Annotated in this window: 18 protein-coding genes and 2 pseudogenes; 7 read left to right on the top strand and 13 right to left on the bottom strand. The window is 74.6% G+C overall.

All coding sequences use genetic code 11. The annotated features are described in order from the left end of the window. The first annotated feature begins 302 nt into the window (after positions 1 to 302). The 3 genes and pseudogenes from EKG83_RS21520 to EKG83_RS49695 all read left to right on the top strand — a co-directional run bounded on the left by EKG83_RS21520 (position 303) and on the right by EKG83_RS49695 (position 1,952). Entirely contained in the window at positions 303 to 776 is a 474-nt protein-coding gene (locus EKG83_RS21520; protein WP_033429644.1) for a hypothetical protein, read from the top strand. 473 nt (positions 777 to 1,249) lie between these two features. Next, positions 1,250 to 1,552 (top strand): annotated as a pseudogene (locus EKG83_RS49700) (transposase); the annotation flags it as partial. After that, a complete protein-coding gene (locus EKG83_RS49695) occupies positions 1,548 to 1,952 on the top strand; it encodes a transposase (RefSeq protein WP_407690786.1) in 405 nt (134 codons plus the stop codon). The pseudogene EKG83_RS49700 and the gene EKG83_RS49695, both read left to right, overlap by 5 nt. 53 nt (positions 1,953 to 2,005) lie before the next feature. Here the strand turns inward: EKG83_RS49695 and EKG83_RS21505 are convergent, their stop codons facing one another. The 4 genes from EKG83_RS21505 to EKG83_RS21490 form a co-directional block, all read right to left on the bottom strand. Continuing rightward, positions 2,006 to 4,099 carry a tetratricopeptide repeat protein gene (locus EKG83_RS21505; protein ID WP_033429646.1) on the bottom strand — a complete coding sequence of 698 codons (2,094 nt, stop codon included), beginning with the start codon at positions 4,097 to 4,099 and terminating at the stop codon, positions 2,006 to 2,008. A 17-nt stretch (positions 4,100 to 4,116) separates the two neighbouring features. After that, the gene (locus EKG83_RS21500) at positions 4,117 to 5,313 is read right to left on the bottom strand and encodes a hypothetical protein (RefSeq protein ID WP_033429647.1); all 1,197 of its coding nucleotides are present in this window, start codon (positions 5,311 to 5,313) and stop codon (positions 4,117 to 4,119) included. A 387-nt stretch (positions 5,314 to 5,700) separates the two neighbouring features. Beyond that, positions 5,701 to 6,105 carry a helix-turn-helix domain-containing protein gene (locus EKG83_RS21495; RefSeq protein WP_084716219.1) on the bottom strand — a complete coding sequence of 135 codons (405 nt, stop codon included), beginning with the start codon at positions 6,103 to 6,105 and terminating at the stop codon, positions 5,701 to 5,703. A gap of 355 nt (positions 6,106 to 6,460) precedes the next feature. Further along, positions 6,461 to 7,150 carry a FadR/GntR family transcriptional regulator gene (locus EKG83_RS21490; RefSeq protein WP_153278271.1) on the bottom strand — a complete coding sequence of 230 codons (690 nt, stop codon included), beginning with the start codon at positions 7,148 to 7,150 and terminating at the stop codon, positions 6,461 to 6,463. A 164-nt stretch (positions 7,151 to 7,314) separates the two neighbouring features. Here EKG83_RS21490 and leuA point away from each other — a divergent pair, with 164 nt between their 5' ends. Then, entirely contained in the window at positions 7,315 to 9,084 is a 1,770-nt protein-coding gene (leuA, locus tag EKG83_RS21485; protein ID WP_051765201.1) for a 2-isopropylmalate synthase, read from the top strand. Positions 9,085 to 9,120: 36 nt separating this feature from the next. Here the strand turns inward: leuA and EKG83_RS21480 are convergent, their stop codons facing one another. The 6 genes from EKG83_RS21480 to EKG83_RS21455 form a co-directional block, all read right to left on the bottom strand. After that, positions 9,121 to 11,760 carry an AAA family ATPase gene (locus EKG83_RS21480; RefSeq protein WP_051765203.1) on the bottom strand — a complete coding sequence of 880 codons (2,640 nt, stop codon included), beginning with the start codon at positions 11,758 to 11,760 and terminating at the stop codon, positions 9,121 to 9,123. A 169-nt stretch (positions 11,761 to 11,929) separates the two neighbouring features. Beyond that, positions 11,930 to 12,649 carry a hypothetical protein gene (locus tag EKG83_RS21475; RefSeq protein ID WP_153278270.1) on the bottom strand — a complete coding sequence of 240 codons (720 nt, stop codon included), beginning with the start codon at positions 12,647 to 12,649 and terminating at the stop codon, positions 11,930 to 11,932. Next, on the bottom strand, positions 12,628 to 12,891 hold the full coding sequence (locus tag EKG83_RS21470; protein ID WP_033429651.1) for a hypothetical protein: 264 nt from the start codon (positions 12,889 to 12,891) through the stop codon (positions 12,628 to 12,630). Before EKG83_RS21470 ends, EKG83_RS21475 begins: the two co-directional genes overlap by 22 nt. 89 nt (positions 12,892 to 12,980) lie before the next feature. Then, on the bottom strand, positions 12,981 to 13,472 hold the full coding sequence (locus EKG83_RS21465; RefSeq protein WP_033429652.1) for a DUF1269 domain-containing protein: 492 nt from the start codon (positions 13,470 to 13,472) through the stop codon (positions 12,981 to 12,983). Positions 13,473 to 13,510: 38 nt separating this feature from the next. After that, the gene (locus EKG83_RS21460; protein ID WP_051765205.1) at positions 13,511 to 14,377 is read right to left on the bottom strand and encodes a hypothetical protein; all 867 of its coding nucleotides are present in this window, start codon (positions 14,375 to 14,377) and stop codon (positions 13,511 to 13,513) included. Next, entirely contained in the window at positions 14,374 to 15,363 is a 990-nt protein-coding gene (locus EKG83_RS21455) for a hypothetical protein (protein ID WP_153278269.1), read from the bottom strand. The genes EKG83_RS21460 and EKG83_RS21455 overlap by 4 nt, the downstream gene beginning before the upstream one ends. Positions 15,364 to 15,532: 169 nt before the next feature. Between EKG83_RS21455 and EKG83_RS21450 the strand changes: the two genes are divergently transcribed. Continuing rightward, a complete protein-coding gene (locus EKG83_RS21450) occupies positions 15,533 to 16,906 on the top strand; it encodes an MFS transporter (protein ID WP_153278268.1) in 1,374 nt (457 codons plus the stop codon). 72 nt (positions 16,907 to 16,978) lie between these two features. Here EKG83_RS21450 and EKG83_RS48010 read toward each other — a convergent pair. The 3 genes and pseudogenes from EKG83_RS48010 to EKG83_RS21435 all read right to left on the bottom strand — a co-directional run. Next, a pseudogene (locus EKG83_RS48010) lies at positions 16,979 to 17,161 on the bottom strand (ion channel); the annotation flags it as partial. A gap of 203 nt (positions 17,162 to 17,364) precedes the next feature. After that, positions 17,365 to 17,823 carry a DUF1269 domain-containing protein gene (locus EKG83_RS21440; protein WP_051765206.1) on the bottom strand — a complete coding sequence of 153 codons (459 nt, stop codon included), beginning with the start codon at positions 17,821 to 17,823 and terminating at the stop codon, positions 17,365 to 17,367. After that, on the bottom strand, positions 17,808 to 19,670 hold the full coding sequence (locus EKG83_RS21435) for a glycoside hydrolase family 15 protein (protein WP_033429833.1): 1,863 nt from the start codon (positions 19,668 to 19,670) through the stop codon (positions 17,808 to 17,810). The genes EKG83_RS21440 and EKG83_RS21435 overlap by 16 nt, the downstream gene beginning before the upstream one ends. A 138-nt stretch (positions 19,671 to 19,808) precedes the next feature. Between EKG83_RS21435 and EKG83_RS21430 the strand changes: the two genes are divergently transcribed. After that, positions 19,809 to 20,963, top strand: coding sequence for an AI-2E family transporter (locus EKG83_RS21430; protein ID WP_170191796.1), 1,155 nt, complete (start codon positions 19,809 to 19,811; stop codon positions 20,961 to 20,963). Continuing rightward, on the top strand, positions 20,960 to 21,403 hold the full coding sequence (locus EKG83_RS21425; RefSeq protein WP_051765208.1) for a DUF7144 family membrane protein: 444 nt from the start codon (positions 20,960 to 20,962) through the stop codon (positions 21,401 to 21,403). The genes EKG83_RS21430 and EKG83_RS21425 overlap by 4 nt, the downstream gene beginning before the upstream one ends. The last annotated feature ends 21 nt before the right edge of the window (positions 21,404 to 21,424 follow it).

Here is a 21,424-nt window from a genome sequence, read left to right as displayed (position 1 = left end):
GTCCGGCGGGTGGTCGTAGAGACCGAGGACACGGTAGGGCCTGGCGTGGAGGCTCTGTCGTTGGAGACGGGCTTGGCGTTGCCGCGTTCCTGCTCGGCCACCGCGACCCGACGACGGCACAGACGGACACCGCAGTCCGTCGCGATGCCCGAAGACTTGTCCCCGCCGGTGTCGTGGACGTCCCGCGGTCTTCCGCACGGCCGCGCACGGCGGTCGAGGTCGACCAGGTGACCGGCGGCGCGCCGGTGGGTCCCCGTACCCCCTGTTCCCGCTGATTCCCGCGGCCGGACGAGAATGAGGACATGTACTGCCTGGAAGCGGTCGTCGCCGGTGAAGCGGTGCTCCGCGAATTGGCCGGTTCCGTGCGGCAGGCTCGCATCGTCGCCTTGGACGGGCACGTGTCGCTGCTGCCGATGACCGACGCGTTCTCCGACGCGGTCACCGTCGCCGGGGCTCCCCGGCTCGACGGATTCCGGAAGATCCCCGCCGGCTTCGAGGCCGTGCTGGCGGCGTGCTCGGCGGTCGGCCCTGTGGCCTATGTCGAGGCGGAGTTCTTCGGCGGGGTCGGAGTGCAGTCCGCGCAGGTCTGGGAACGGGGAGAAGTGGTCCTCGGTCCTCTGCACGTGGAGGACGAACCACACCCCGCTGAGGGTAATCCGATCTCTCGGGCACTGCGGCGGCTCGGTGTCGCCAGGGGCGGCCACTTCGACGAGTTCGACGCGGTCGGGCTTGGTCGTCATCGCCGAACGGGGGACTGGCTTCCCCTCGCGGACTGACCAGGGTGCGGCGAGAACGAACGGAGGTGTCGCTTGCGCACCGGACGGCCGGGATGGACGGCGCCGGGTCGTGCGGCTCGGTTCCGTGCCCGTGTCGAGCGGCGCTGCTCTCGGTCGGTCGTGCACGCCGCGGACCCGCCGGTGGCCTGGTGTGCGGATGAAGTCGCGTTGGAAGAAGCTGCCGCGGGCGAGCAGGGCGACGTTGTGTTCGACGGGGATGAGTCCGGAGGTCCGGCCGCAGGCGAGGATCTGGGCGGGTGGGTCGATCAGTTCGGCGTGTTCGCGCCAGGCGCGGATGGTGATGACGACGTGTCCGCCGGGTGCGCGGTCGACTCGGGGACGTAGGTGTTCTTAGTGGCCGTTTCCGGGCTTGGGCAGATGAAGGGCCTTTGGTGCGTAGACGGGGGAACTCCTGGTAGATCGGACGTTGTCGAAGCGCCGCTCTGCCAGGAGTTCCGTTGTTGTCGTGCCCGATGCCCGCGGGCGGGTCCACCGTGGGTGCCCCCTGCTGCCGCCTGGCCGCGTCCCACCGGCCCGCCGTGCGGGCGGCGCGGTATCCCACCGACGCCCGGTGGGCCGAGCGGGACCCGCTGCTGCCCGATCCGGCGTGCCTGGCGGGTCGGGGCGGGCGGTGGGAGAAGCCCTGCCGTCGGGTGATCGTGGACGCGATCCCGTACGTGGTCGGCAACGGGATCAAATGGCGGGCGCTGCCCGTGGACTTCCCGCCCTGGACCACGGTTTACCAGCGTTTCGCCGCCCGGAAGAAGGTTGGTGCGTCGCAGCGACTGCTCGACGCGGTGCGTGACCGCGTCCGCTTGGTGGAGGGCCGGCGTGGACTCCCGATCGGCGCGCGCCGCCGCCACCGTCGGGAAGGCCACCCGAGGTTGGGACGGCGGGAAGAAGGTCGCGGGCCGCAAGCGGCACATCGTCGTGGACACCCTGGGCCTGCTGGTGGCGGTGTTGGTGACCCCGGCCTCGACGCAGGACCGGGTCGCCGCCCGCAGCCTGCCGCGCCGGATGCGCGACACCGCCGGGAGACGCTGCCCCACTTCACCGTGCTGCCCCGCAGATGGGCGGTGGAGCGCACGTTGGCGTGGGTCACCGGACACCGCCGCTGCGTCCGCGACGACGAACGACTGCCTCGCCACCACGAGGCCATGGTCCGCTGGTCCATGATCCGCATCACCAGCCGCCGACTCACCCAATCCCAGTAGGTCGGGAACAGCCGCTCAGGACAGGCGCGCCAGGCAGTCCGCACGGGCGGCGGCGATGTCCGGGTCCCCGGGCGCGAGCCGGACCGCCTCGTCCAGGTCCGCCAGCGCCTCGTCCCACTCCTGGGCCTGGACGTGCACGTAGGCCCGGTTGAACCGCAGCACCGGGTCCTCCGGCTCCAACGCGATCGCGTGCCCCAGATCCGCCAGCGCGGTGTCGCGGTCACCGGTGTCGTGCGCCAGCGCCGCACGCCCCGACAACGCCGTGACCAGGTCGGGATCGGCGGCCAACGCCCGGTCGAAGCCGCGGCGCGCGGCCACCGGGTCGCCCAGGTCGGCGTGCGCCTGCGCCAGGACGGCCACCAGGCCCGCGTGCTCCGGGTGGTGCCCCAAACCGCGCTCGGCCGCCGCCCGCGCGGCGGGCGGGTCGCCGGCCTCCAGGTGCAGCGCCGCCACGTTGAGGTGCGCCTCCACCCGGTCGGGCTCCAGCTCCAGCACGTACTCGAAGTCGGCGACGGCCCGCGCGTGCTCGCCCGCCTCGGCGAAGGTGTCGGCGCGGTTGTAGAACACCTCGGGGAACGGCGGCCCCAGGCGCGTGCACGCGGTGTACTCGGCGATCGCGCCGTCCAGGTCGCCCAGCCGGCGCAGGACCGTGCCCAGGTCGAAGTGGTACTCCGGGTAGTCGGGGTCCGCGGCGATCACCGCCCGGTACTCCGCCGCCGCCTCCTCCAGCCGCCCCAGCCCCACCAGGACCTGGGCGCGGTTGTAGCGCAGCACCGACCGGTGCAACTGGTGCTCGTCGGCGCCCAGCGCGCGGTCCAGCTCGGCGATGCCGCGGGTGACCAGGTCCAGCGCGACCAGCGGCCGGCCGCGGTGCGCCTCGATCAGTGCCAGGCCGTTGTGGTGGAAGACCTGGCTGAACGCGCGTTGCGCCGGGTCGGGCAGCAGGGACGCGATGACGATGGCCTCGTTGATCCACCCCAGCGCCTTGTCGTGGTCGCGGCGCTCGGGCTCGTGGTGTCGCGTGTAGAGCATCGCGGTGGCGTAGGCGCACTGCAGGTGGATGCCCGTGCGCACGCTGTTCGCCCTGGCCTCGTCGCAGACGGCCTCGGCCTCCGCGGCGCGGCCCAGCGCCGACAGCGACGTGGGCAGCTTCGTGGTCAACGACCACCACAGGTCCGGGTGCTCGGCGGCGTCGACCAGCGCCCGGCCCTGGTGGCACAGCTCGACGGTGGCCTCGTAGAAACCCAGCTTCATGCAGTCGTCCAACGCGAACAGCAGCGCCTTGACCCCCGCGCCCAGCGGGTCGCCGCCCAGGCGGCGGTGCAGCGGCACCGCGCCCCACAGCAGAGAGCCGCCCTGCGCGGTCAACTCGTCGGCCCGCCGGTCGTGCAACGCGCGGCGCACGTCGTCGGGCAGCGCGGCGTAGGCGGCCACGGCGTGCGGGTCGTCCTCGGCGGTGTCGGCGGCGACGTAGCGCTCGGCCAGGGTCGCCGGGTCCGCCTCGGGCGGGCGCGCGACGGTCCGCACCCGCACGGTCCGGCACCACCGCGCGGTCTCCGCCGACGCGGCGTCGGCGCGTTCGGGCCCGGAGTCCCCCGACGCCGCGCCGACCACGACGGTGAGCAGCGCCGGGTCGACCCGGCGGACCAGGACCGAGACGAACTCCCGGTCGGTCGGGTCGGCGGCGTGCAGGTCCTCGACCACCACCGAGCGCGGCCGGCCCAGCGCGGCCAGGCGGTCGCGCAGGAACTCCACCAGGCCGTGGGCGATGCGCAGCGTCCGCATCCGCGAGTAGAAGCGGGTGCGCTCCTCGGGCACCGCCAGCGAGGTGAGCGTGCGCACCGACGCCGGCACCAGGTCGCGCAACTCCGGTGCGACGCTGAGGATCTCCACCTCGTGGGCGCGCACCAGGTCGGGTTGCTCGCGCACCGCGTCGGGAACGAGCAGCCGCAGCAGGTGCCCGGCGGCGGTGTAGGGGCCGCGGGTGCGGCGGTCGGCGGAGATCGGTCCCGTCAACGGCTCGGGCAGCGGCAGCCGGGCCGCGGCCTCGGCGCGGTCGCGGCGCAGGCCGCCCAGCAGCAGCACGTGGCCGGTCGGACGTTCGGGCATGGGGTGCCTCCGGGTGGTCATGCGCGACGCGCCCGGCGCCGCTCACGCAGGTACAGGAACCCGGCGAGCGCCACCTCGCCGACGCTGAACAGCAGGAACAGCAGGCTGTCCACGAGCAGCCCCGGGCCCTGGCCGCCGTCGACCAGGCGCAGCACCACGGTCCCGGTGGCGTGCACCGCCGCGGGCAGCAGCGTCGTCACCAGCACGGTGACCATGAACGCGTACCCGGCCACGACCAGCACCGAGTACCAGCGGGCCACCGCGCGGTCACGCGGGTGCCACGACGCCGGGTCGTGCGGACGTGGCCGCCCCAGCGCGGCGGCCACGCGGTTGGCCAGCACCTGCCGGGCGGTGGTGTGCAGGTCGACGCACCCCAGCACGGTGACGATCAGGTGGTACACGTCGGTCTGCAGGAAGAACCAGAACTGCCACACCACCCGCAGCAGGGTCAGGTACACCAGGCCCAGGGCCACGCCCGCGGCCGTGGCGAGCGCCGGCCCCTGGTGGCGGGCCCACGACGCGAACAGCGTCAACGCCGCCATCACGGCCAGGTCGGTGAACAGGCCCGCCAACAACGGCACGAACCGCTTGCGGCGCGGCACCCCCACCAGGCCGTTCAACGTCGTCTGGAACACCACGAAGTGCAGCCGCCGCCCGATCGACAGCGTCGAGGGCAGCCCCAGCCGCCGACCGGCCAACGCGTGCGCGGCCTCGTGCAGCAGGATCAGCGGGAGCTGGCCCAGGTACATCGTCACCACGACCACCGCCAGGTAGTCGGTGAAGAACAGGTGCCGGTAACCCGGCACCAGATCGGGGTCGACGGCCATCGCCCACGCCCAGCAGGCCAGCAGCGCGACGAAGGCGACGGCCGCGCCGGGGGAGAACAGCACGCGCGCCAACCGGGTCCAGCGCAGCGGCGCCGGCGTCGCGGCGGCCTCGCCCTCGCCGCGCACGAAGCCCAGCTCCGCCAGGTCCGCGGCGAAGTCGACCACGTCGACCGGCTCGCCGTAGGTCTCGGCGTACCAGCGGGCGGCCTCCGCCGGCGGCGCGCCGCCCACCAGCCGCCGCAACAGCGCCGCGCCGTCGGCGGGCAGCACCACGAACGACCCCGTGTCGACCCGGCCCACGGTGACCTCGCCGTCGGCCTCGTCGTGGAACACCAGGGCGTGGAACCGCAGCGCGGCGTCGTCCGGGTGGGTCGCGTTCTCCGGCATGGTGTGCTCCTGCTCGGTGTGCTCCTGCTCGGGTGCCGGGACCGGGACGGACGCCGGCGGCGGGTCGCGCGGACCCGCCGCCGGCGCGATCGGGAAGCTCCCGGATCAGACCGGGCAGGGGCCGCCGCCGTACAGCGCGGTCGCCGCGCTGGTCAGCTTGACCGTGCCCACCTTGCGCATGGTGATCTTCTTCATGGTTCACCCCCATTTGCGATCGTTCCCCACTGCGACGCCCGAACGCGCTCGGGACGCCTGGAACGAATTCCTAACAGCGCCTTTCGGTCGTTCTCAACGGGGCGAAGCAGGAACAGAACAAGTCCGGAACGACGCAGAACACCACCGGGCGCGCCGGCGCGAACGGCTAAAAAATGGGTTTAGCCGGGCGGCTCACACCCGGCCGCCGCGCTTCTCGAACCACCGCGCCGCGGCCTCCACGCACGCCGCGCACCGCGACAGCAGGCGCGCCGCCGCGCGCAGCACCGCGCACAGACCGCCGACACGACCGCCGACCTGCGACCCGACCACGACGACCGGCTCACCCGACCGCTCCCGCAGCCGCTCGCGGACCACCGCCTCCCGCATCGTCCGCAGCACCGCCGCGTCGACGCCGTCGATCCGCACATACCCCGCCAGCACCGCCGGCGACGGCACCCGCTGCCCCCGCTCGAAGTCGACCAGAGCGCTGTGGGCGCTCAATCCCAACCGCCTGGCCATGGCGCGCAGCGAAAGACCTTCGGCCACCCGAACCCGCCGCAGCTCCTCGCCCAATGAACGCGCCGCATTGGATGTCATGCCTACCCGACCTCCTCGACCGCGAGCAGTCCGCAGGTCGCACTGAGGGATTTCGACCAGGGCAGGCTAGCCCGCACCCTGTTCCGCCGGAATAGACCGAAGGGAGTCACGGCCGACATGCCGGATGACCATGGGAAATGTAATAGCTTATGCCGTGTCGCCAACCCGGACCGAATGGTTCACGACCACCGCGACCGGACAGACCAGCCCGCTGCCGCCCGGGTCCGCCGTAACACGCTGTTTGCGGTCCTTTATTGAGCCGAAAGTACCAGGTCGCCTACATGATGGCGTATCGGACGGTGGACACCGGTGCGGTGTGCGTCCCTCGGCTGCCCAGGACCGGCCAACGCGAACGTCAGCTCGCGGTGATCAGCGCGAGGGTGTTGCGCAGCTCCTCGTCCAGTACGCGGCCCGCCACCTCGGCGTCGCCCGCGACGACCGCGGTGACCAGGGCGGTATGGGACCGGTCCCCGCAGTCCGGTTCCTTCGCACGCAGGTCGAGCAGGGTCACCAAATCGACCAGGCCGCGGTGCAGGACCGGGACGAACTCGGCGAACAGGTCGTCGAGGACGGTGTTGTGCGCGGCGGCCACCACGGCGGCGTGCAGGGCGATGTCGGCTCGGACGAACTGGTCGTCGTCCAGGGCGCCTGCTGCGCGGCGTGCCTCCAGGGCGGCTTGGATCGCGGTGATGTCGGCGTCGGTGCGGCGGGCGGCGGCCAGTCGGACGGCTTGCACCTCGATCATCATGCGCACCTCGTACACGTCGGCGACGGCCGAGCGGCGCAGGCGGGTCGGCCAGTCCTCCAGCGGCTCGGTGGCGATGACGAACACGCCCGCGCCCTGCCTGGCCCGCACCAACCCGGCACCCGCCAGGGCGCGCAGCGCCTCCCGCACGGTTGAGCGGCCCACGCCCAGGGCTTTGGCCAGTGCGGTTTCGCCGGGCAGCTTCGTCCCGACGGCCCACTCGCCGTCGGCGATGTGGGCTCGCAGGCGGGCGGCGGCCTGTTCGACCAGCGGGGCGGGGCGCAGGGGGTCCAGGGGCATCCGCGTCAACCTCTCAGGTTGTCTACTTGTCTGAGGAGTTGTTAGTGTACCGGTCGTGCGCTTGACCGCCCTCCTCGGTTGCCGCTGCGGGGTCTGACCCAGACCGGCCCCTCGCAGCGGGTTCACGGCTGCGCCGGTCCCCCGATCGACGGAAAGAACCACCGATGACCGCGACCTTCCCCACGGTGCGCACCCCTGCCGGGGACGTGCCCGCCGACGCGCCCGCCTGGAACCCGCAACGGCGCAGCTCCATGCCCAGCCACCGCTACCTGCCCGTCCACGAGCGCGTGCCGCTTCCGTCTTCCAGTCGCACCTGGCCCGCCCGGCGCATCGAGCGCGCCCCGCTGTGGGTGCCGGTCGACCTGCGCGACGGCAACCAGGCGCTGGCCGAGCCGATGGACACCGCGCGCAAGCGCCGCCTGTTCGACCTCCAGGTCGCCATGGGCTACAAGGAGATCGAGGTCGGCTACCCCTCGGCCAGCCAGACCGACTTCGACTTCGTGCGGCACCTCGCCGAGCGTGACGACCTGCCCGAGGACGTCACCGTCTCGGTGTTCACCGCCGCCCGCGCGGACCTGATCGACCGGACCGCCGAGGCCGTCCAGGGGTTGCCCCGCGTACTGATCCACCTCTACACCGCCACCGCGCCGGTCTGGCGGGACGTCGTCCTCGGCCGTTCCCGCGCCGAACTCCACCGGCTCGTGCTGGACGCGGCCGGGCACCTGCTGCGCCGGGTCGGGGACCGGCCCGGCGTGCGGTTCGAGTTCTCGCCCGAGGTCTTCAACCTCACCGAACCGGACTACGTGCTGGAGGTCTGCGACAGCGTCACCGAACTGTGGGACGCGAGCCCCGACCGGCCCGTGGTGCACAACCTGCCCGCCACGGTGGAGGTCGCCACGCCGAACGTCTACGCCGACCAGATCGAGTACGCGGACCGGCACCTGGCCCGTCGGGACTCGGTGATCCTGTCCGTGCACCCGCACAACGACCGGGGCACCGGGGTGGCGTGCGCCGAACTCGCCGTGCTGGCCGGGGCGCAGCGGGTGGAGGGCTGCCTGTTCGGCAACGGCGAGCGCACCGGCAACGTCGACCTGGTCACCCTGGCGCTGAACCTGCACGCCCAGGGCGTGGACCCGATGGTCGACCTCTCGGACATCGACACCGTCCGCGAGGTCGTCGAGCACTGCAACCGGCTGCCCGTGCACCCCCGCCACCCCTACGCGGGCGACCTCGTGCACACCGCCTTCTCCGGCACCCACCAGGACGCCATCGCCAAGGGCCTGGCCCACCACGCCAAGCAGGCGGCGGAGCTGGGCGTCCCGCCGGAGCAGGCGCCGTGGGCCGTGCCGTACCTGCCGATCGACCCCGGTGACATCGGCCGCACCTACGAGGAGGTCATCCGGATCAACTCGCAGTCCGGCAAGGGCGGCATCGCGCACCTGCTGCACGCCCACCGCGGCCTGGAGCTGCCGCCCGCCCTGCGGCCGGAGCTGGCCCGGGCGGTGCAGCGGGTCACCGACGCCACCGGGCGCGAGCTGACCCGTGAGGAGCTGTGGGAGCTGTTCCGGGCCACCTACGTCGTCCCCGGTCTGGAGGGTCGCGTCACCGTGGCCCCCTGGTCCACCGCGGAAGTCTCGCCGGGCGTGCACCGCTTCACCTGCCGGTTGCGCGTCGACGGGGTCGAGCACTCTGTTGAGGGCATCGGCAACGGGCCGCTGTCGGCGCTGACCGACGCGTTGCGCGGGATCGGTGTGACCGTCGACGTCCTCGACTACCGCGAGCACTCCGTTGGGGGTTCGGACGGTCACGCCGCGGCGTACGCGCGGTGCGAAGTGGACGGTGCGCCGTGGTGGGGGTGCGGGTGGGACACCTCGGTGCTCACCGCGTCGGTCAACGCCGTCGTCGCCGCGGTCAACCGCGCCAAGGAGGTCTGACGGGCCCGCCGGGCGCGGGAATCCGCGCCCGGCGGGTCAGATCAACCCGCGTTGGCGGGCCACGACCACGGCGTCCCGGCGTTGGCTGACGCCGAGCTTGCGGTAGATGCCGCGCAGGTGGGTCTTGACCGTGTTGACCGACACGAACATCGAGTTGGCGATCTCCTCGGCGGTGCGCATCGACGGCAACTCCACCAGCAGGTCGCGTTCCCGGACGGTCAGGCCGTCGACCGTGCCCGTGCCGGCGGTCGGCAGGGCCAGCATCACGGTGGTGGCGTAGCGGTCCAACCTGCCGAACCGCCCGGCGCCCGTGGCCAGCAGGTCGCGGATCGGTTTGCCCGCCTCCAGGAACGGGCGGACGGCGTTGAGGGGTTCGGCGGCGCTCAACGCCCTGCGCACGGCCTCGTGCGCTTGCTGGGCGGCGCCTTCGCGCTCCGCCAGCGTCGCTTCGAGCAGCCACACGTCGATCAGGGTCGACGCGGCGACGCAGGGCAGTTCGCCGCTGAGCACGGGTTCGATCAGCTTGCGGGCCTGGCCGACCCGGTGCGACTGCACCGTGGCCGACAGCAGCGCGTGCTCCCCGCAGGGACCCAGTGCCGCCTCGATCCTCGGCGCCATCGCGCCCGCCCACTGGTGCTCCCCCACCCGCAGCGCCATGCGCTGGACCGCGGGCGCCACGGACGCGACCAGGTGCGCCGCGACAAAAGGCTGCTGGAAACCGTCCCACTGCCGCCACAGGGCGGCCACCACGGCGTGCGGGTCGCCGGCGTCCTGGAAGGCGGTGACGGCGTGCGCGCTGGCCACGGTCAGCTCCACCGTGCGATCGGTCGGTTCGGACAGCACCTCCGCGCCCAGCGACGCCAAGCGGGACGCCTCCACGTCGTCCAGGCGCTGGTGCGCCGCGACCGCGAGGAGCGCGTACGCCAGGGCGGTGCCGGGTTTGCGCTCCCAGTGGCGTTCCACCGCGAACTCGACCGCCCGGCTCGCGTGCTCGACCATGACGGCGAGGTCGCCGCGGGCGCACGCCAGCGCCGCGAGGTGCACCAGGCTCAGCAGGACGGCGTGGTCGAGCCGTTGTTCCGCGGCCAGCCTCAGGCCCTGGTACAGGTCCTCGTCGGCGGCCTCGTGCTCGCCCCGCCACAGCTCGGCGATGCCCCGGTTGAGGCGGGCGGCGACGTCCAGGTCGAGGTCGCCGGTCCGGCCCGCCGTGGTCGTGCGCATGGCGGCGAGGGCTTCGGCGCACTCGCCGTCGAACCGGGCGCGGCGCAGGCGGACGGTGGCGTGCAGCGCCCGGGCGTGGTCGCTCTTCAGCGCGCGGGCGGGGTTGTCGACCTGGGCCGTCAGCCAGTCGGCCAGCGGGACGTTGCCCCGCTCCAGCGCGGCGAACGCCGCGATCAGCGCCACGACGGGGCGGCCGAACGCGGTGGCTGGCATGAGCTTGAGCAGGTCGTGCAGGCGGTCGCCGTCGCTGCGCAGGATCTCGCCGAGGCCGGCCGCGCCGACCAGGTCGCCGATCAGGTCCGGGTGCTCGGCCTGGACGGCGTGCTCCAGAGCGGTCAGCGGTCTTCCCGCGTCGCGGTGCCACGTCGCGGCGATGTGGTGCAGCCGCGGGCGGTCCCGCGGTCTCGACCTGTCCAGTTCGGCCAGGAGGTGTTCGCGCAGCATGGGGTGGTAGCGGTACCAGCCCTCGGCGCCCTCCACGGCCGTCACCAGCGAGTTGGCGCGGCTCAGGTCGTGCAGCAGGGGTCCGGTGCCGGGCTGCTCGGACACGGCGGCGGCCAGGTCCGCGCAGACGGTGTCGCAGATGCTGGTGCTCACCATGAACTCCCGGACGTGCTCCGGTTGGCGGCCGAGGACTTCCTCGGCCAGGTACTCGGAGACCATCGGCACGGCGCCCTGCAGCGGGGTGTCCTCACCCGACCCGGCGGCGGCCACCGACAGGGCGACGAGCCGCAGGCCCGCGGTCCACCCGTCGGTGCGCCGCAGCACCAGGTCCACGTCGTCCGGTGCCAGTTCCACGTGGTGGCCGGTGAACAGCGCCTCGGCCTCCTGCCTGGTGAACGCGAGCTGCCGCCCGTCGACCTCGCGCAGCCTGCCCTCCAGCCGGAGCCGGGACAGCCGCAGCGGGGGCGTGCTGCGACCGGCCAGCACCAGCCGCAGCTGCGCCGGGGTGTGCCGCACGAGCAGTTCCAGGCCGCGCAGGGCGGTGCGGTCGGTCAGCACGTGCACGTCGTCCACGACCAGGCACACCGGTGTGGTGGCCCGGTCGAGCGCGGCGATCACGGCGGCGGGGTGGTCCGGTTCGGCCGCCGAGGTCGCGGGTGGCAGGGACGCCGGGTGGTTCGGGGGGTGCACGACCGTCCGCAACGCCTCGGTGATGGCGGTCCACAGGTAGGCGGGCGCGTTGTCGTGCGCGTCCAGGCTCACCCAGCCGACCGGGTTCGTCGCCGCGCGCCGCGCCGCCCAGGTCGCCAGGGCGGTGGTCTTGCCCGAACCGGCGGGACCGGTCACCACGGTGATGGGCGGTGGCGCGGACCCGGCCGACGTGTGCTCGTCCAGCGCCCGGAGCAGGCGGTCCCGCTTCACCACCGGCGGGGCCGGGGTCGGCACGCGGAGCTTGGGCGGCGCCACCGTACGGGCGGGGTCGGGTTCCGACGGGGCTTGCCGGTCAGCCATGCTCGATGTCCTCCTGATCCGCGATGCGTTCGAAACCGTCAGGTGCGCGGGTCACCGCGATCGCCGGTTCCGCCCGGAGCGGGGTCCGGCGGTGGGGGCCGTACCGATCATGGAGGTGGTGAAGCCGAACGGTCCTCATCCGCTGTGGGTGACGGATGCGGGCCGATGTTCACAGACCTCGGGCGCGGGCCACGCCGAGCGGGGTGGCCGGGTTCACAGTCGTGGCCCCCGCGGGCGACCGCCTCGGCACGGGCACCGCGACCGGGGCGCCCATGACCGGCCTGCCCCGCGCCACCAGGGACGTCACGGCCAGGCGCAACCGGGCGGCCTGCCCTTTCGTGCAGCGCAGCAGCACGTCCAGTTCGGCCGGGGGCAGCCGGATGCCGTGGGCCCCCAGCAGCTCGGCGGCCTCCGGCGCGGTGAAGGCCAGGTCTTCGGGGCCGATTTCACGGAGCCTGCCGCGGTCCCGCAGCCACTGCCGCGACAGCGGGAACGGGAACCGGCCGGCCAGTACGAGCCGGACCTCCGCGCGGCTGACCAGGCGGGCCAGCTCCCGCGCAGCGGGGCGCCCGGACAGCTCGTGCGCGTTGTCGAGGACCAGGCAGACCGGCGAGAACCCGCCCGGTGCCGCGGTCGGCAGCACGGCGTCGCGGATGGCCGACCGGAGGTGGTCCGCGTGACCGTGCCGCGCGTCGAGCGTCACCCAGGCGGTGCGCGGCGCGTCCGGGTCCGCGCGGTGCCGGGCCCACGTCGTCAGCAGGGCCGTCTTCCCGGCGCCGGTGGGCGCGCAGACCACCGCGACCGGCGGGGTGCCCGTCCGCGACAGGCAGCCGTCGAGCACGTCGAGCAGCCGCCGGCGCGGCACCGCTACGGCTTCCCCGTCGGGCACGGTTCGCCTCCCCGGTCCGGCTCCGACCGCTCGGCCACGTGCCCTGGAACGAGTTCCGCCAGGCGGGCCAACCGCCACGCCGACCTGGGCACCGCCAGCGGGAGGAACAGCGCCGCGAGCAGTTCCGCGCCGGTGGTCCGGCAGGGCGGTCCACCCTGGGCGCGCTGGGTGGTGAGCGGGACGAGCACGAGCAGGAAGCAGAACACGACCAGCCGTCTCTGGTGGTTGGTCTTGCGTCTCATGTGGACTCCGTTCGGGTGTACCGATCGGTGCGGGGGTGCGTGCCGCCCCCGCCCCCGACGAACGGGGGCGGCACGCGGGTGGTGGGTGGTCAGTCGTCGGCGAACGCCTCGCGCAACGCCCTCTCCTGCTCCTCGGAGAGGTTGGTGTAGAGCAGTTCGGGCTGCTCTCCCCCGGCGAACACGTCGCGGACCTTGTCGATCACCGCGTCGGAGCTGAGCACGAACAGCGCCGACGAGCCCGGCGTGACGCGGGAGCGGACCTCCTTGATGAGGTCGTCGTCGATGCCGAAGTCGGCCAGCCCGGCGGTCAGGGCGCCGGCCGCGGCACCGACCGCCGCGCCGACCAGGGGCATCAGGAACAGCAGGCCCAGCAGGGTGCCCCAGAAGGCGCCGGTGAGCGCGCCGCGGCCCCGCAGGTCGTTGACCTGGCGGATCTTCGGCTTCTTGCGGTCGGCCGGCCACGCGACCACGGCCGCGTCGTGGATCTTGATCAGCTCGCGCCGGGCCAGGGTCGCCAGCACCCTCGCGGCGTCGTCCGCGCCGGCGGCCGTGTCGAACCGCCAGATGGTCAAGGTAGCCATGCCACCGTCTCCTGTGTCTCGTCGTGTGGGGACGGAGGTCAGTCCACTGGGAGCGCGGGTGCCGGCGCATCATCCGGCGTGGGCGATCGGCGGTGCCCTTCGCGCGGGCCGGGCAACTCGGGCCTCGCCGAACCGAGCGGGTCCGGCCCCGGTCCGAGCACCGCCTGGGCGCGGACGAGCAGCCGGCCGACGGCCCGCAGGTCCGCGGCGATCCGGTCGCGACGGCCGGTGAGGACGGTCACCCGCTCCTCGGCCGCGCGCACGATCCGCTCGGCGTGCTCGCGCGCGGCGGTCCGCTGGGCGTCGAGCGCGCGCAACGCCTCGGCGCGGCGGCCGGACATCGCCAGGTCGAAGTCGAGCCGGACCTGCTCGCGCAGCCGCTCGGCCCGCGCGTCGAGCTCGCGGCGCCGCTGTTCGGCCTGTCGGGTGAGGACGGCCAGCGCCGCGCAGGTGCGGTGCAGCGCCGCGCGGTGCTCGGTCTCGGCGTGCGCGCGCTGCGCCTCCAACTGCGCGAGCAGCCACTCGTGGCGGCGGCGGTAGCCGGCCTCGGCGGCGCGGAGGCCGGCCCAGGACCGCTCGGCCGCGGCCCGCGCCCGCCGGGTGATCTCCGCCGCCTCCTCGTGGGCCAGGTCCACCAGGTGGCGCAGGCGTTCGGAGGTCCCGGCGGGGTCGACGGGCGCGCGGCAGACCCGGTCGAGGCGTTCGCGCAGCTCGTGGTTCTCGCGTCGGGCCGCCGCCAGCCCGGCGACCACCAGGTCGAGGGATTCGGCCGTGGCGTCGCGGTCCGCGGTGACCAGGCGCAGCTCGGTTTCGACCTCGCGCACGTACCGCCGCACCTGGCCGCGGCGGTAACCACGCCACGCCACGTCGAAGTCGGTGTGCAGCGGCACCAGGTCGGCGGTCACGGTCGCACCACGCTCAACGGGAAGCGGCACAGCGCGCCCAGGCCACCGGCGGGCGCGCCGGGCAGGCCGGGGCGCAGCACCCGGACCGCGACACCGCCGAGCAGGGCCGCGCGGACGGCGACGTCGACCGCCGCACCGCGCCGCGCCGGCCACGGCGGCGGGACGGGGTCGTCCGGGCGCACCTGCTCGGCCCGGCGGCCGAACCACGCGGTCGCGCCGCTGCCGGGCCCGGTCGTCACGAGCAGTTCCCGCGCGGTGCCGCGGGCGAGCGCGTCCAGCGTCGCGTCGACGCCCTGGGCGGCGTGGCCCGGCAGGCGCGCCTGGTCCGCCAGGTCGGCCACGCTCTGCGCGCTCCACAGCGCGGCCGTGGTCCGGGCGACCTCGGCCAGGCGCTCGGCGGAGGGCGTGCGCACCGGCCGGACCGTGACGTCCGGGGCGAACGCGGTCCTGATCCGCTCGACGAGCCGCACGCCGCCGCGCACCGCGACCAGCCGCGAGCGCGACCTGCCCAGGGCCGCGCGGCACACGTCCACGGTGGCGCCCGGCGCGCACCGCACCGGTTCGGCGGCGACCGCCTGCTCCAGGTGGCCCGGGAACACCGCCACCCGCACCGCCGCGCGCCCCTCGACCACCAGCACGCACGAGGGCCGGTCCTGCGCCCACGCGAGCAGGGGCAGCACGTGCGCCGGGCCCCCGACCCGCACGAGGTCGGGGCCGGTGGAGCCGGGGGTGGCGAAGACCGCCGGGACGTGCCCGCCGTCGGCGAACACGGCCAGGGGCGTGCCGGGCTCGTCGGGCAGGGCGGCCACCACGTCGTCGACCGTCGGCTCGTCGGCGCCGTCCTCGCGCAGGCGGTCCACCAGGGCGCCCAGCCGGGTGCGCCACGGCAGGTCGGGCGGTGGTCCGAGGTAGGCGGACGCGACCGGGTGAACGGGGCGCACCACGTCGACGAGGTCACGGCCGTCCACAAGGGTTGGTGTGCGCACGGATCTCCTCTCCAGTGCTCGACTGCGGACCTGGAGGGTCACCCGCGGGCGCCGGCGCGGACGACACCCGCCGCAGGTGAAACCGGGTGGTGGGTCGCCCGCCGCGGGTGACGAGGCGGTGCGCGGCCCGGTGCCACGGTGGGGTCATCGACGCGGACGGGAGGCCGGTGTGACGGAACGGGGACGTGCGGTGGTGGCGCCGTTGGCGCTGGCGCAGTTCATCGCGAGCTACGCGGCGACCACCATGACGGTGTCGATCAGCGCGATCGCCGCGGACCTGGGCACGACGGTGGCCGGCGTGCAGACCACGATCACGCTGTTCACCCTGACGATGGCCGCCCTGATGGTGCCCGGCAGCAGGCTGACCGACGTGCTGGGCCGCAAGGCGTGCTTCGTCGGCGGGCTCGTCGTGTACGGGGCGGGCGCGCTGCTCGCCGCGCTCGCGCCGGGGCCGTGGCTGATGACGCTCGGGTACTCGGTGCTGGAGGGCGTCGGTTCGGCGCTGATGATCCCGCCGATCTACATCCTCGTCACGGTCCTGTTCGACGACCTCGCGGCGCGGGCCCGCAACTTCGGGGTGGTCAGCGCCGCGGGCGGGCTGGGCGCGGCGGCCGGGCCGCTGATCGGCGGGCTGGTCACCAGCGGCGTCGGGTGGCGGGCGTCGTTCCTGCTCCAGGTGGCCGTCGTGGTGGTGGTCCTGGTGTGGTCCCGGCGCGTCACCGACCCGGTGCCGCGCGGGCCCCGGCCGCGGTTCGACGTGCGGGGCGCGGTGCTGTCGGCGGCCGGGTTGGCCCTGGTCGTGATCGGTGTCCTGGGGACCGGGGCGCACGGCTGGTCCTCGTGGCGGGTGTGGTCGTCGGTGGGGTTGGGCGTCGTGGTGCTGTGGTGCTTCTCCCGGCACGTCCGGGCGTGCGAGCGCGCCGGCCGCGACCCGCTGTGCCCGTCCCGGGTCTTCCGCGACCTCGGGTCGAACCTCGGCCTGGTCACGCAACTGGTGCAGTGGCTGGTGCTCCAGGGCGCGTTCTTCGTGGTCTCGGTGTACCTCCAGCAGGTCCGCGGGCTGGACGCGATCGGCACCGGCCTGGTGCTGCTGCCGGCCACGGCCGGGGTGCTGCTCGCGGCGGCGGTGGCGGAGCGGGCGGCGCGCGGGCACCCCCAGCGGCGGCTGATCCGCATCGGGTTCGCGGCGACCGTCGCGGGCGTGGCGCTGCTGCTGGCGCTGGTGCGCAAGGACACCACGCTGCTGTCGTTCGTCCCCGGGTTGCTGGTGCTCGGCGCCGGGCTGGGGACGATGCTCACGGCGTCGGTGACGCTGGTCCAGTCGGCGTGGCCGCCCGACGCGCAGGGCGCGATCTCCGGGGTCTCCCGCAGCGCGTCGAACCTGGGCGCGTCACTCGGTACCGCGCTGGCCGGGTCCGTCGTGGCCGGGTCGGCGGACGGGAGGACCTTCGCCGCGGCCCTGGCCGTGCTCGGGGGCGTGGCGGTCGCGGGGTTCGGCGTGGCGCTGCTGCTGCCCCGGCGGTCCGGTGCCCAGCCCTCGTGACCGGTTGCGCGCCACGATCACCAGGAGCCGCGCCGCGCCGCCCACGACCACCAGGTCGCCCAGCATCTGGAGGGTGACGAGCAGCCGCGCGGGCGGGGAGAGCGGGACGAGGTCGCCGAAGCCGACGGTGGCGAACACCGTGACGGTGAAGTACAGGGCGTCGTCCTCGTCCAGGGGCTCGGAGAACGCGCCGTCGTGCGCGAGCGCCAGCAGCTGGTAGCTCTTGGCGAAGACGAGCAGGAACAGCGCGACCACGAGCACCAGCGCCCGCAGGCCCCGCCGGACGGGGTGGCGGGACCGGGCGACGGCCCGCAGTTGCCAGGCCAGGACGACGGCCACCACCGCCAGGCCGATCGCCCACCGGACGCCGACGCCGGGGGCGGTCGGCCCGGCGTCGGGCAACCAGCGGTACGCGGCCACCAGGACGACGACGGCGGCCACCGTCCCGACCCAGCGGATCACGGGTGCCGGCCCGGTTCCGCGCCACTGGCCCGTGACAACCGGTCGGCGGCGTCGGCGGGCAGCAGCACCAGCGCGGACGTCCCCGGCACGACCCGCCGGCGCACCTCGTCGACCGCGCCGACCGGGATGCCCGGCCGCGTCAGCAAGGCGACCAGCCCACCGACCCCGGCACCCACACCCGCGCCCACCACCACCCCGAGCAGGGGCCCGGGGACGACCAACCCGAGCAGCACGCCCCAGGCCGCACCCCCCAGCACGGCATCACCCACCACCCGCCCCGGCCGCCGGACCACGGCCCGACGACCACTGCTCGGCCACCGCACCACCACCGCGTCGCACAACGCCGGTCCACCCGCCGCCCACCGCTCCTCCAGCAGCTCCAACGCCTCCCGGGCGCCGTCCTCGGTGCCGAAACCCCACACCACCACCGCTCCCCCGCTCACCACGGCACCCACGACCGCTCCCCCGCCACCCCGCCGTCGAGCGTGATCGCGGCGTCGATCAGCGCCAGGTGGGTGAACGCCTGGGGGAAGTTCCCCAACTGCTCGCCCGTCGGCCCGATCTCCTCGGCGTGCAGGCCGAGGTGGTTGGCGTGGGTGAGCGCCTTCTCGAACAGCAGCCGGGCTTCCGGAACCCGCCCGCTGCGGGCCAGCGCCGAGACGTAGTCGAAGGTGCACAGCGAGAACGTGCCCTCGGCCCCGGCCAGGCCGTCCGGGGACGCGACCGGGTCGTAGCGCAGCACCTGGCCGTCCACGACCAGGTCGCGCTCCACGGCCGCGAGCGTGGCCAGCCACGCCGGGTCGTGGGGCGCGACGAACCCGGCGCGGGCCATGCGCAGCAGCGAGGCGTCGAGCACGTCGGCGCCGTAGCGCTGGGTGAACGCGCGCCGCCGCGGGCTCCAGCCGCGCCGCCACACCTGGTCGTGCACCAGGTCCCTGGCCTCGCGCCACCGCTCGACCGGCGCGGGCAGGCCCTGGTCCGCCGCGAGGCGCAGGCCGCGGTCGAAGGCCACCCAGCTCATCACCCGGCCGTAGGTGAAGTCGTGCCGGCCGCCGCGGGTCTCCCAGATCCCCTCGTCGGGCCGGTCCCAGTTGTCCGCCAGCCAGTCGAGGACGCCGCGCAGCGCCTGCCAGCCGCGGTGCCCGATCCGCAGGCCGCGCCCGTGGGCGCGGTGCAGCGCGTCGAGCAGTTCGCCGTAGACGTCGAGCTGCAGCTGGTCGCCCGCCGCGTTGCCGATCCGGACCGGCGCCGAGCCCCGGTGGCCCGCCCAGTGGTCGAGGACGTGCTCGGGCACGTCCGCGGAGCCGTCGACGCGGTAGAGGACGCGCAGCGGGCCGCCCGGCCCGGTCCCGGCCTCCTCGTAGCGGTCGGCCAGCCACCGGGCGAACGCCGCGGCCTCGTCGGTGAAGCCGAGGTCCAGCAGCGACGACACGGCGAACGACGCGTCCCGGACCCAGGTGTAGCGGTAGTCCCAGTTGCGCTCGCCGCCGAGCTGCTCGGGCAGGCCCGCGGTCGGCGCGGCGACGAGGGCGCCGCTGGGCGCGTGCGTGAGCAGCTTGAGGGTCACCGCCGACCGGTCGACCGCCTCGCGCCACCGGCCCCGGTAGGTGGAGCGGGCCAGCCAGTCGTGCCAGAACCGCGCGGTGTCCCGGAAGGCGCGTTCGACCTCGGCCACGCGCAGCGCCCGCGGCGGGCCGGCGGGGTTCGGCTCCAGCACGATGCCGCGCACCTGCCCGGTGCCCAGGGTGAACCCGGCGTGCAGGTCACCGCCGCCGTCCAGGCGCACCTCGGCCGCGCCGGTGTCGCCCGGTTCGCGGACCGTGTGCAGCACCACGGCGGTGTCCGGGCCCTCGAACAGCGCGCCCTCGTCGGTGACGGTGGTCCGGTGCGGTGCCCGGCCGTAGTCGAAGCGCGGCGCGACGTCGAGGGTGAACTCGACGCGGCCGCGCACGCAGCGCACCATCCTGACCAGCCACCTCGGGGTGGCGGTGGCCGGGTCGGGTGAGGGCGGCATGAAGTCGACCACCTCGCCGACGCCCTCGTCGGTGGTGAACCGGGTGATCAGCACGGCGGTGTCGGGGAAGTAGAGCTGCCTGCCGGGCGCCCGGGACCGGGCGGGGCGGATCCGGCAGTGGCCGCCGTCGCGGTCCAGCAGCGCCGCGAACACGGTGGGCGAGTCGAAGCGCGGCACGCACCACCAGTCGACGGTGCCGTCGGTGGCCACCAGGGCCGCCGTCCGCAGGTCGCCGATGAGGCCGTGGTCGGCGATCCGCGGGTGGTCCTGCTGCTGTGGGGTCTCCATGCCGACCACCCTGCGCGGCGCGTGCTCCCCCGACCCCGCACGGACGGGGTGACCCGCCGGAGCCCTTCGCCCCCGGCGGGTGAAGAACGCCGGTTCGACGGCGTGCCACGGTGTCCTCCCCGGACGGACGGAGGCGTCGTGGCGGAGAACCTCGTGGAGCGCGGAGTGGCACCGCGCGGGTTGGTGGTCCTGCTGGGCTGCGCGTCGGCGGTCGTGGTGGTCGCCGGCATCCGGGCCACCGCCTGGTTGCTCGCGCCGGTCCTGCTGGCGCTGCTGGTCGTGGTCGCGGCCGCCCCGGTGCACCACCGGTTGCGCAGGCGCGGCGTGCCGTCGTGGGCCGCGACGACGGCGACGGTCGTCGTGGTGTACGGGGTGCTGGTGTCCTTCGGGCTGGTGGTGGTCGTGTCCGTCGCCCGGCTCGGCGCGCTGCTGCCCAGGTACGCGGACCGGGGGCGGCGGCTCGTGGTGGGTGGCGCGGACCTGCTGGGGCGCGTCGCGGGCGATCCCGGCCGGCTGCGCGAGGTCGTCGAGCACGTCGACCCGGTGCGGGTGCTGTCGTCGCTGGGCTCGCTGCTCGGCGGGCTCGCCGGGCTGACGACGAACCTGGTGTTCCTGCTGGCGCTGCTGCTGTTCCTCAGCGCCGAGGCGGGTGGCTTCGACGCCCGGCTGGCCGAGATCGCCGTCGACCGGCCCCTGCTCGGCGGCGCGCTGCGCGCGTTCGCCGTCCGGACGCGCCGGTACCTGGCGGTCACCACGCTGTTCGGCGCGCTGGTCGCGGTGGCCGACACCGTCGCCCTGGCGGTGATCGGGGTCCCGCTGGCACTGCTGTGGGGCCTGCTGTCCTTCGTCACCAACTACATCCCCAACATCGGTTTCCTGCTGGGGCTCGTGCCGCCCGCGCTGCTGGCGCTGCTCGGCGCCGGGGTGCGGCAGGCGCTGGTGGTGTGCGCGGTGTACGTGGTCGTCAACTTCGTCGCGCAGTCGCTGGTGCAGCCGCGCGTCACCGGGGACGCGGTGGGCCTGTCGGCGACGACCGCGTTCGTGGCGCTGGTGTTCTGGGGCTGGGTGCTCGGGCCGCTGGGGATGCTGCTCGCGGTCCCGGCGACGCTGCTGGTCACCGCCGTGCTGGTGGACGTGGACCCGAGAGCGGGGTGGGTCGCCGCGCTGCTGAGGTCGCGCTCGCGGTTCACCCGCGACGACGGCGGGTCGTCCGCCGCGGGGGAAGAGGTCCCGCCGCCCGACGACCAGCGTGGTCGGGGCAACGGCGGATCAGGACGGAAGGAACCGACATGACCGAGGACGCGGGCCGCGCGACCGGCTACCACTCGTGGGAGGGCCGGCCTCCCCGGTACAGCCCGTGGAGCGGCTGGATCGGCTTCGCGGGCATCATGATGATCATCATCGGGGTGTTCGGCGTCATCGAGGGCGTGGTGGCGCTGTTCGACGACGACTTCTACGTCGTCGGCCCGGAGCAGGTGCTGGTGCTCGACCTGACCGGGTGGGGCTGGACGCACCTGGTGCTCGGCTGCCTGATCGCGATCTCGGGGGCGGCGCTGTTCACCGGTGCGGCGTGGGCGCGGGTCGTCGCGGTGGTGTTCGCGGCGGCCAACGCGATCGTGCAGATCGGCTTCGTGGCCCTGCAACCGGTGTGGTCGACCGTCGTGATCGGACTGTGTGTCGTGGTCGTGTGGGCCGTCGTGGTGCACGGCTCGGAAGTCGCGCGCACCCGGTGACCCGCGGAGACGAGGAGCAGA

The sequence above is a fragment of the Saccharothrix syringae genome (assembly GCF_009498035.1).
Classification (GTDB): Bacteria; Actinomycetota; Actinomycetes; order Mycobacteriales; family Pseudonocardiaceae; genus Actinosynnema; species Actinosynnema syringae.
This window is presented reverse-complemented; position numbering and strand designations above follow the sequence as displayed.

Coding starts and splice junctions, on each gene's coding strand:
- EKG83_RS21520 (WP_033429644.1), top strand. CDS start 303: ATGTACTGCCTGGAAGCGGTCGTCGCCGGTGAAGCGGTGCTCCGCGAA.
- EKG83_RS21480 (WP_051765203.1), bottom strand. CDS start 11,760: ATGGCTGACCGGCAAGCCCCGTCGGAACCCGACCCCGCCCGTACGGTG.
- EKG83_RS21505 (WP_033429646.1), bottom strand. CDS start 4,099: ATGCCCGAACGTCCGACCGGCCACGTGCTGCTGCTGGGCGGCCTGCGC.
- EKG83_RS21500 (WP_033429647.1), bottom strand. CDS start 5,313: ATGCCGGAGAACGCGACCCACCCGGACGACGCCGCGCTGCGGTTCCAC.
- EKG83_RS21465 (WP_033429652.1), bottom strand. CDS start 13,472: ATGGCTACCTTGACCATCTGGCGGTTCGACACGGCCGCCGGCGCGGAC.
- EKG83_RS21435 (WP_033429833.1), bottom strand. CDS start 19,670: ATGGAGACCCCACAGCAGCAGGACCACCCGCGGATCGCCGACCACGGC.
- EKG83_RS21425 (WP_051765208.1), top strand. CDS start 20,960: ATGACCGAGGACGCGGGCCGCGCGACCGGCTACCACTCGTGGGAGGGC.
- leuA (WP_051765201.1), top strand. CDS start 7,315: ATGACCGCGACCTTCCCCACGGTGCGCACCCCTGCCGGGGACGTGCCC.
- EKG83_RS21490 (WP_153278271.1), bottom strand. CDS start 7,150: ATGCCCCTGGACCCCCTGCGCCCCGCCCCGCTGGTCGAACAGGCCGCC.
- EKG83_RS21495 (WP_084716219.1), bottom strand. CDS start 6,105: ATGACATCCAATGCGGCGCGTTCATTGGGCGAGGAGCTGCGGCGGGTT.
- EKG83_RS21470 (WP_033429651.1), bottom strand. CDS start 12,891: ATGAGACGCAAGACCAACCACCAGAGACGGCTGGTCGTGTTCTGCTTC.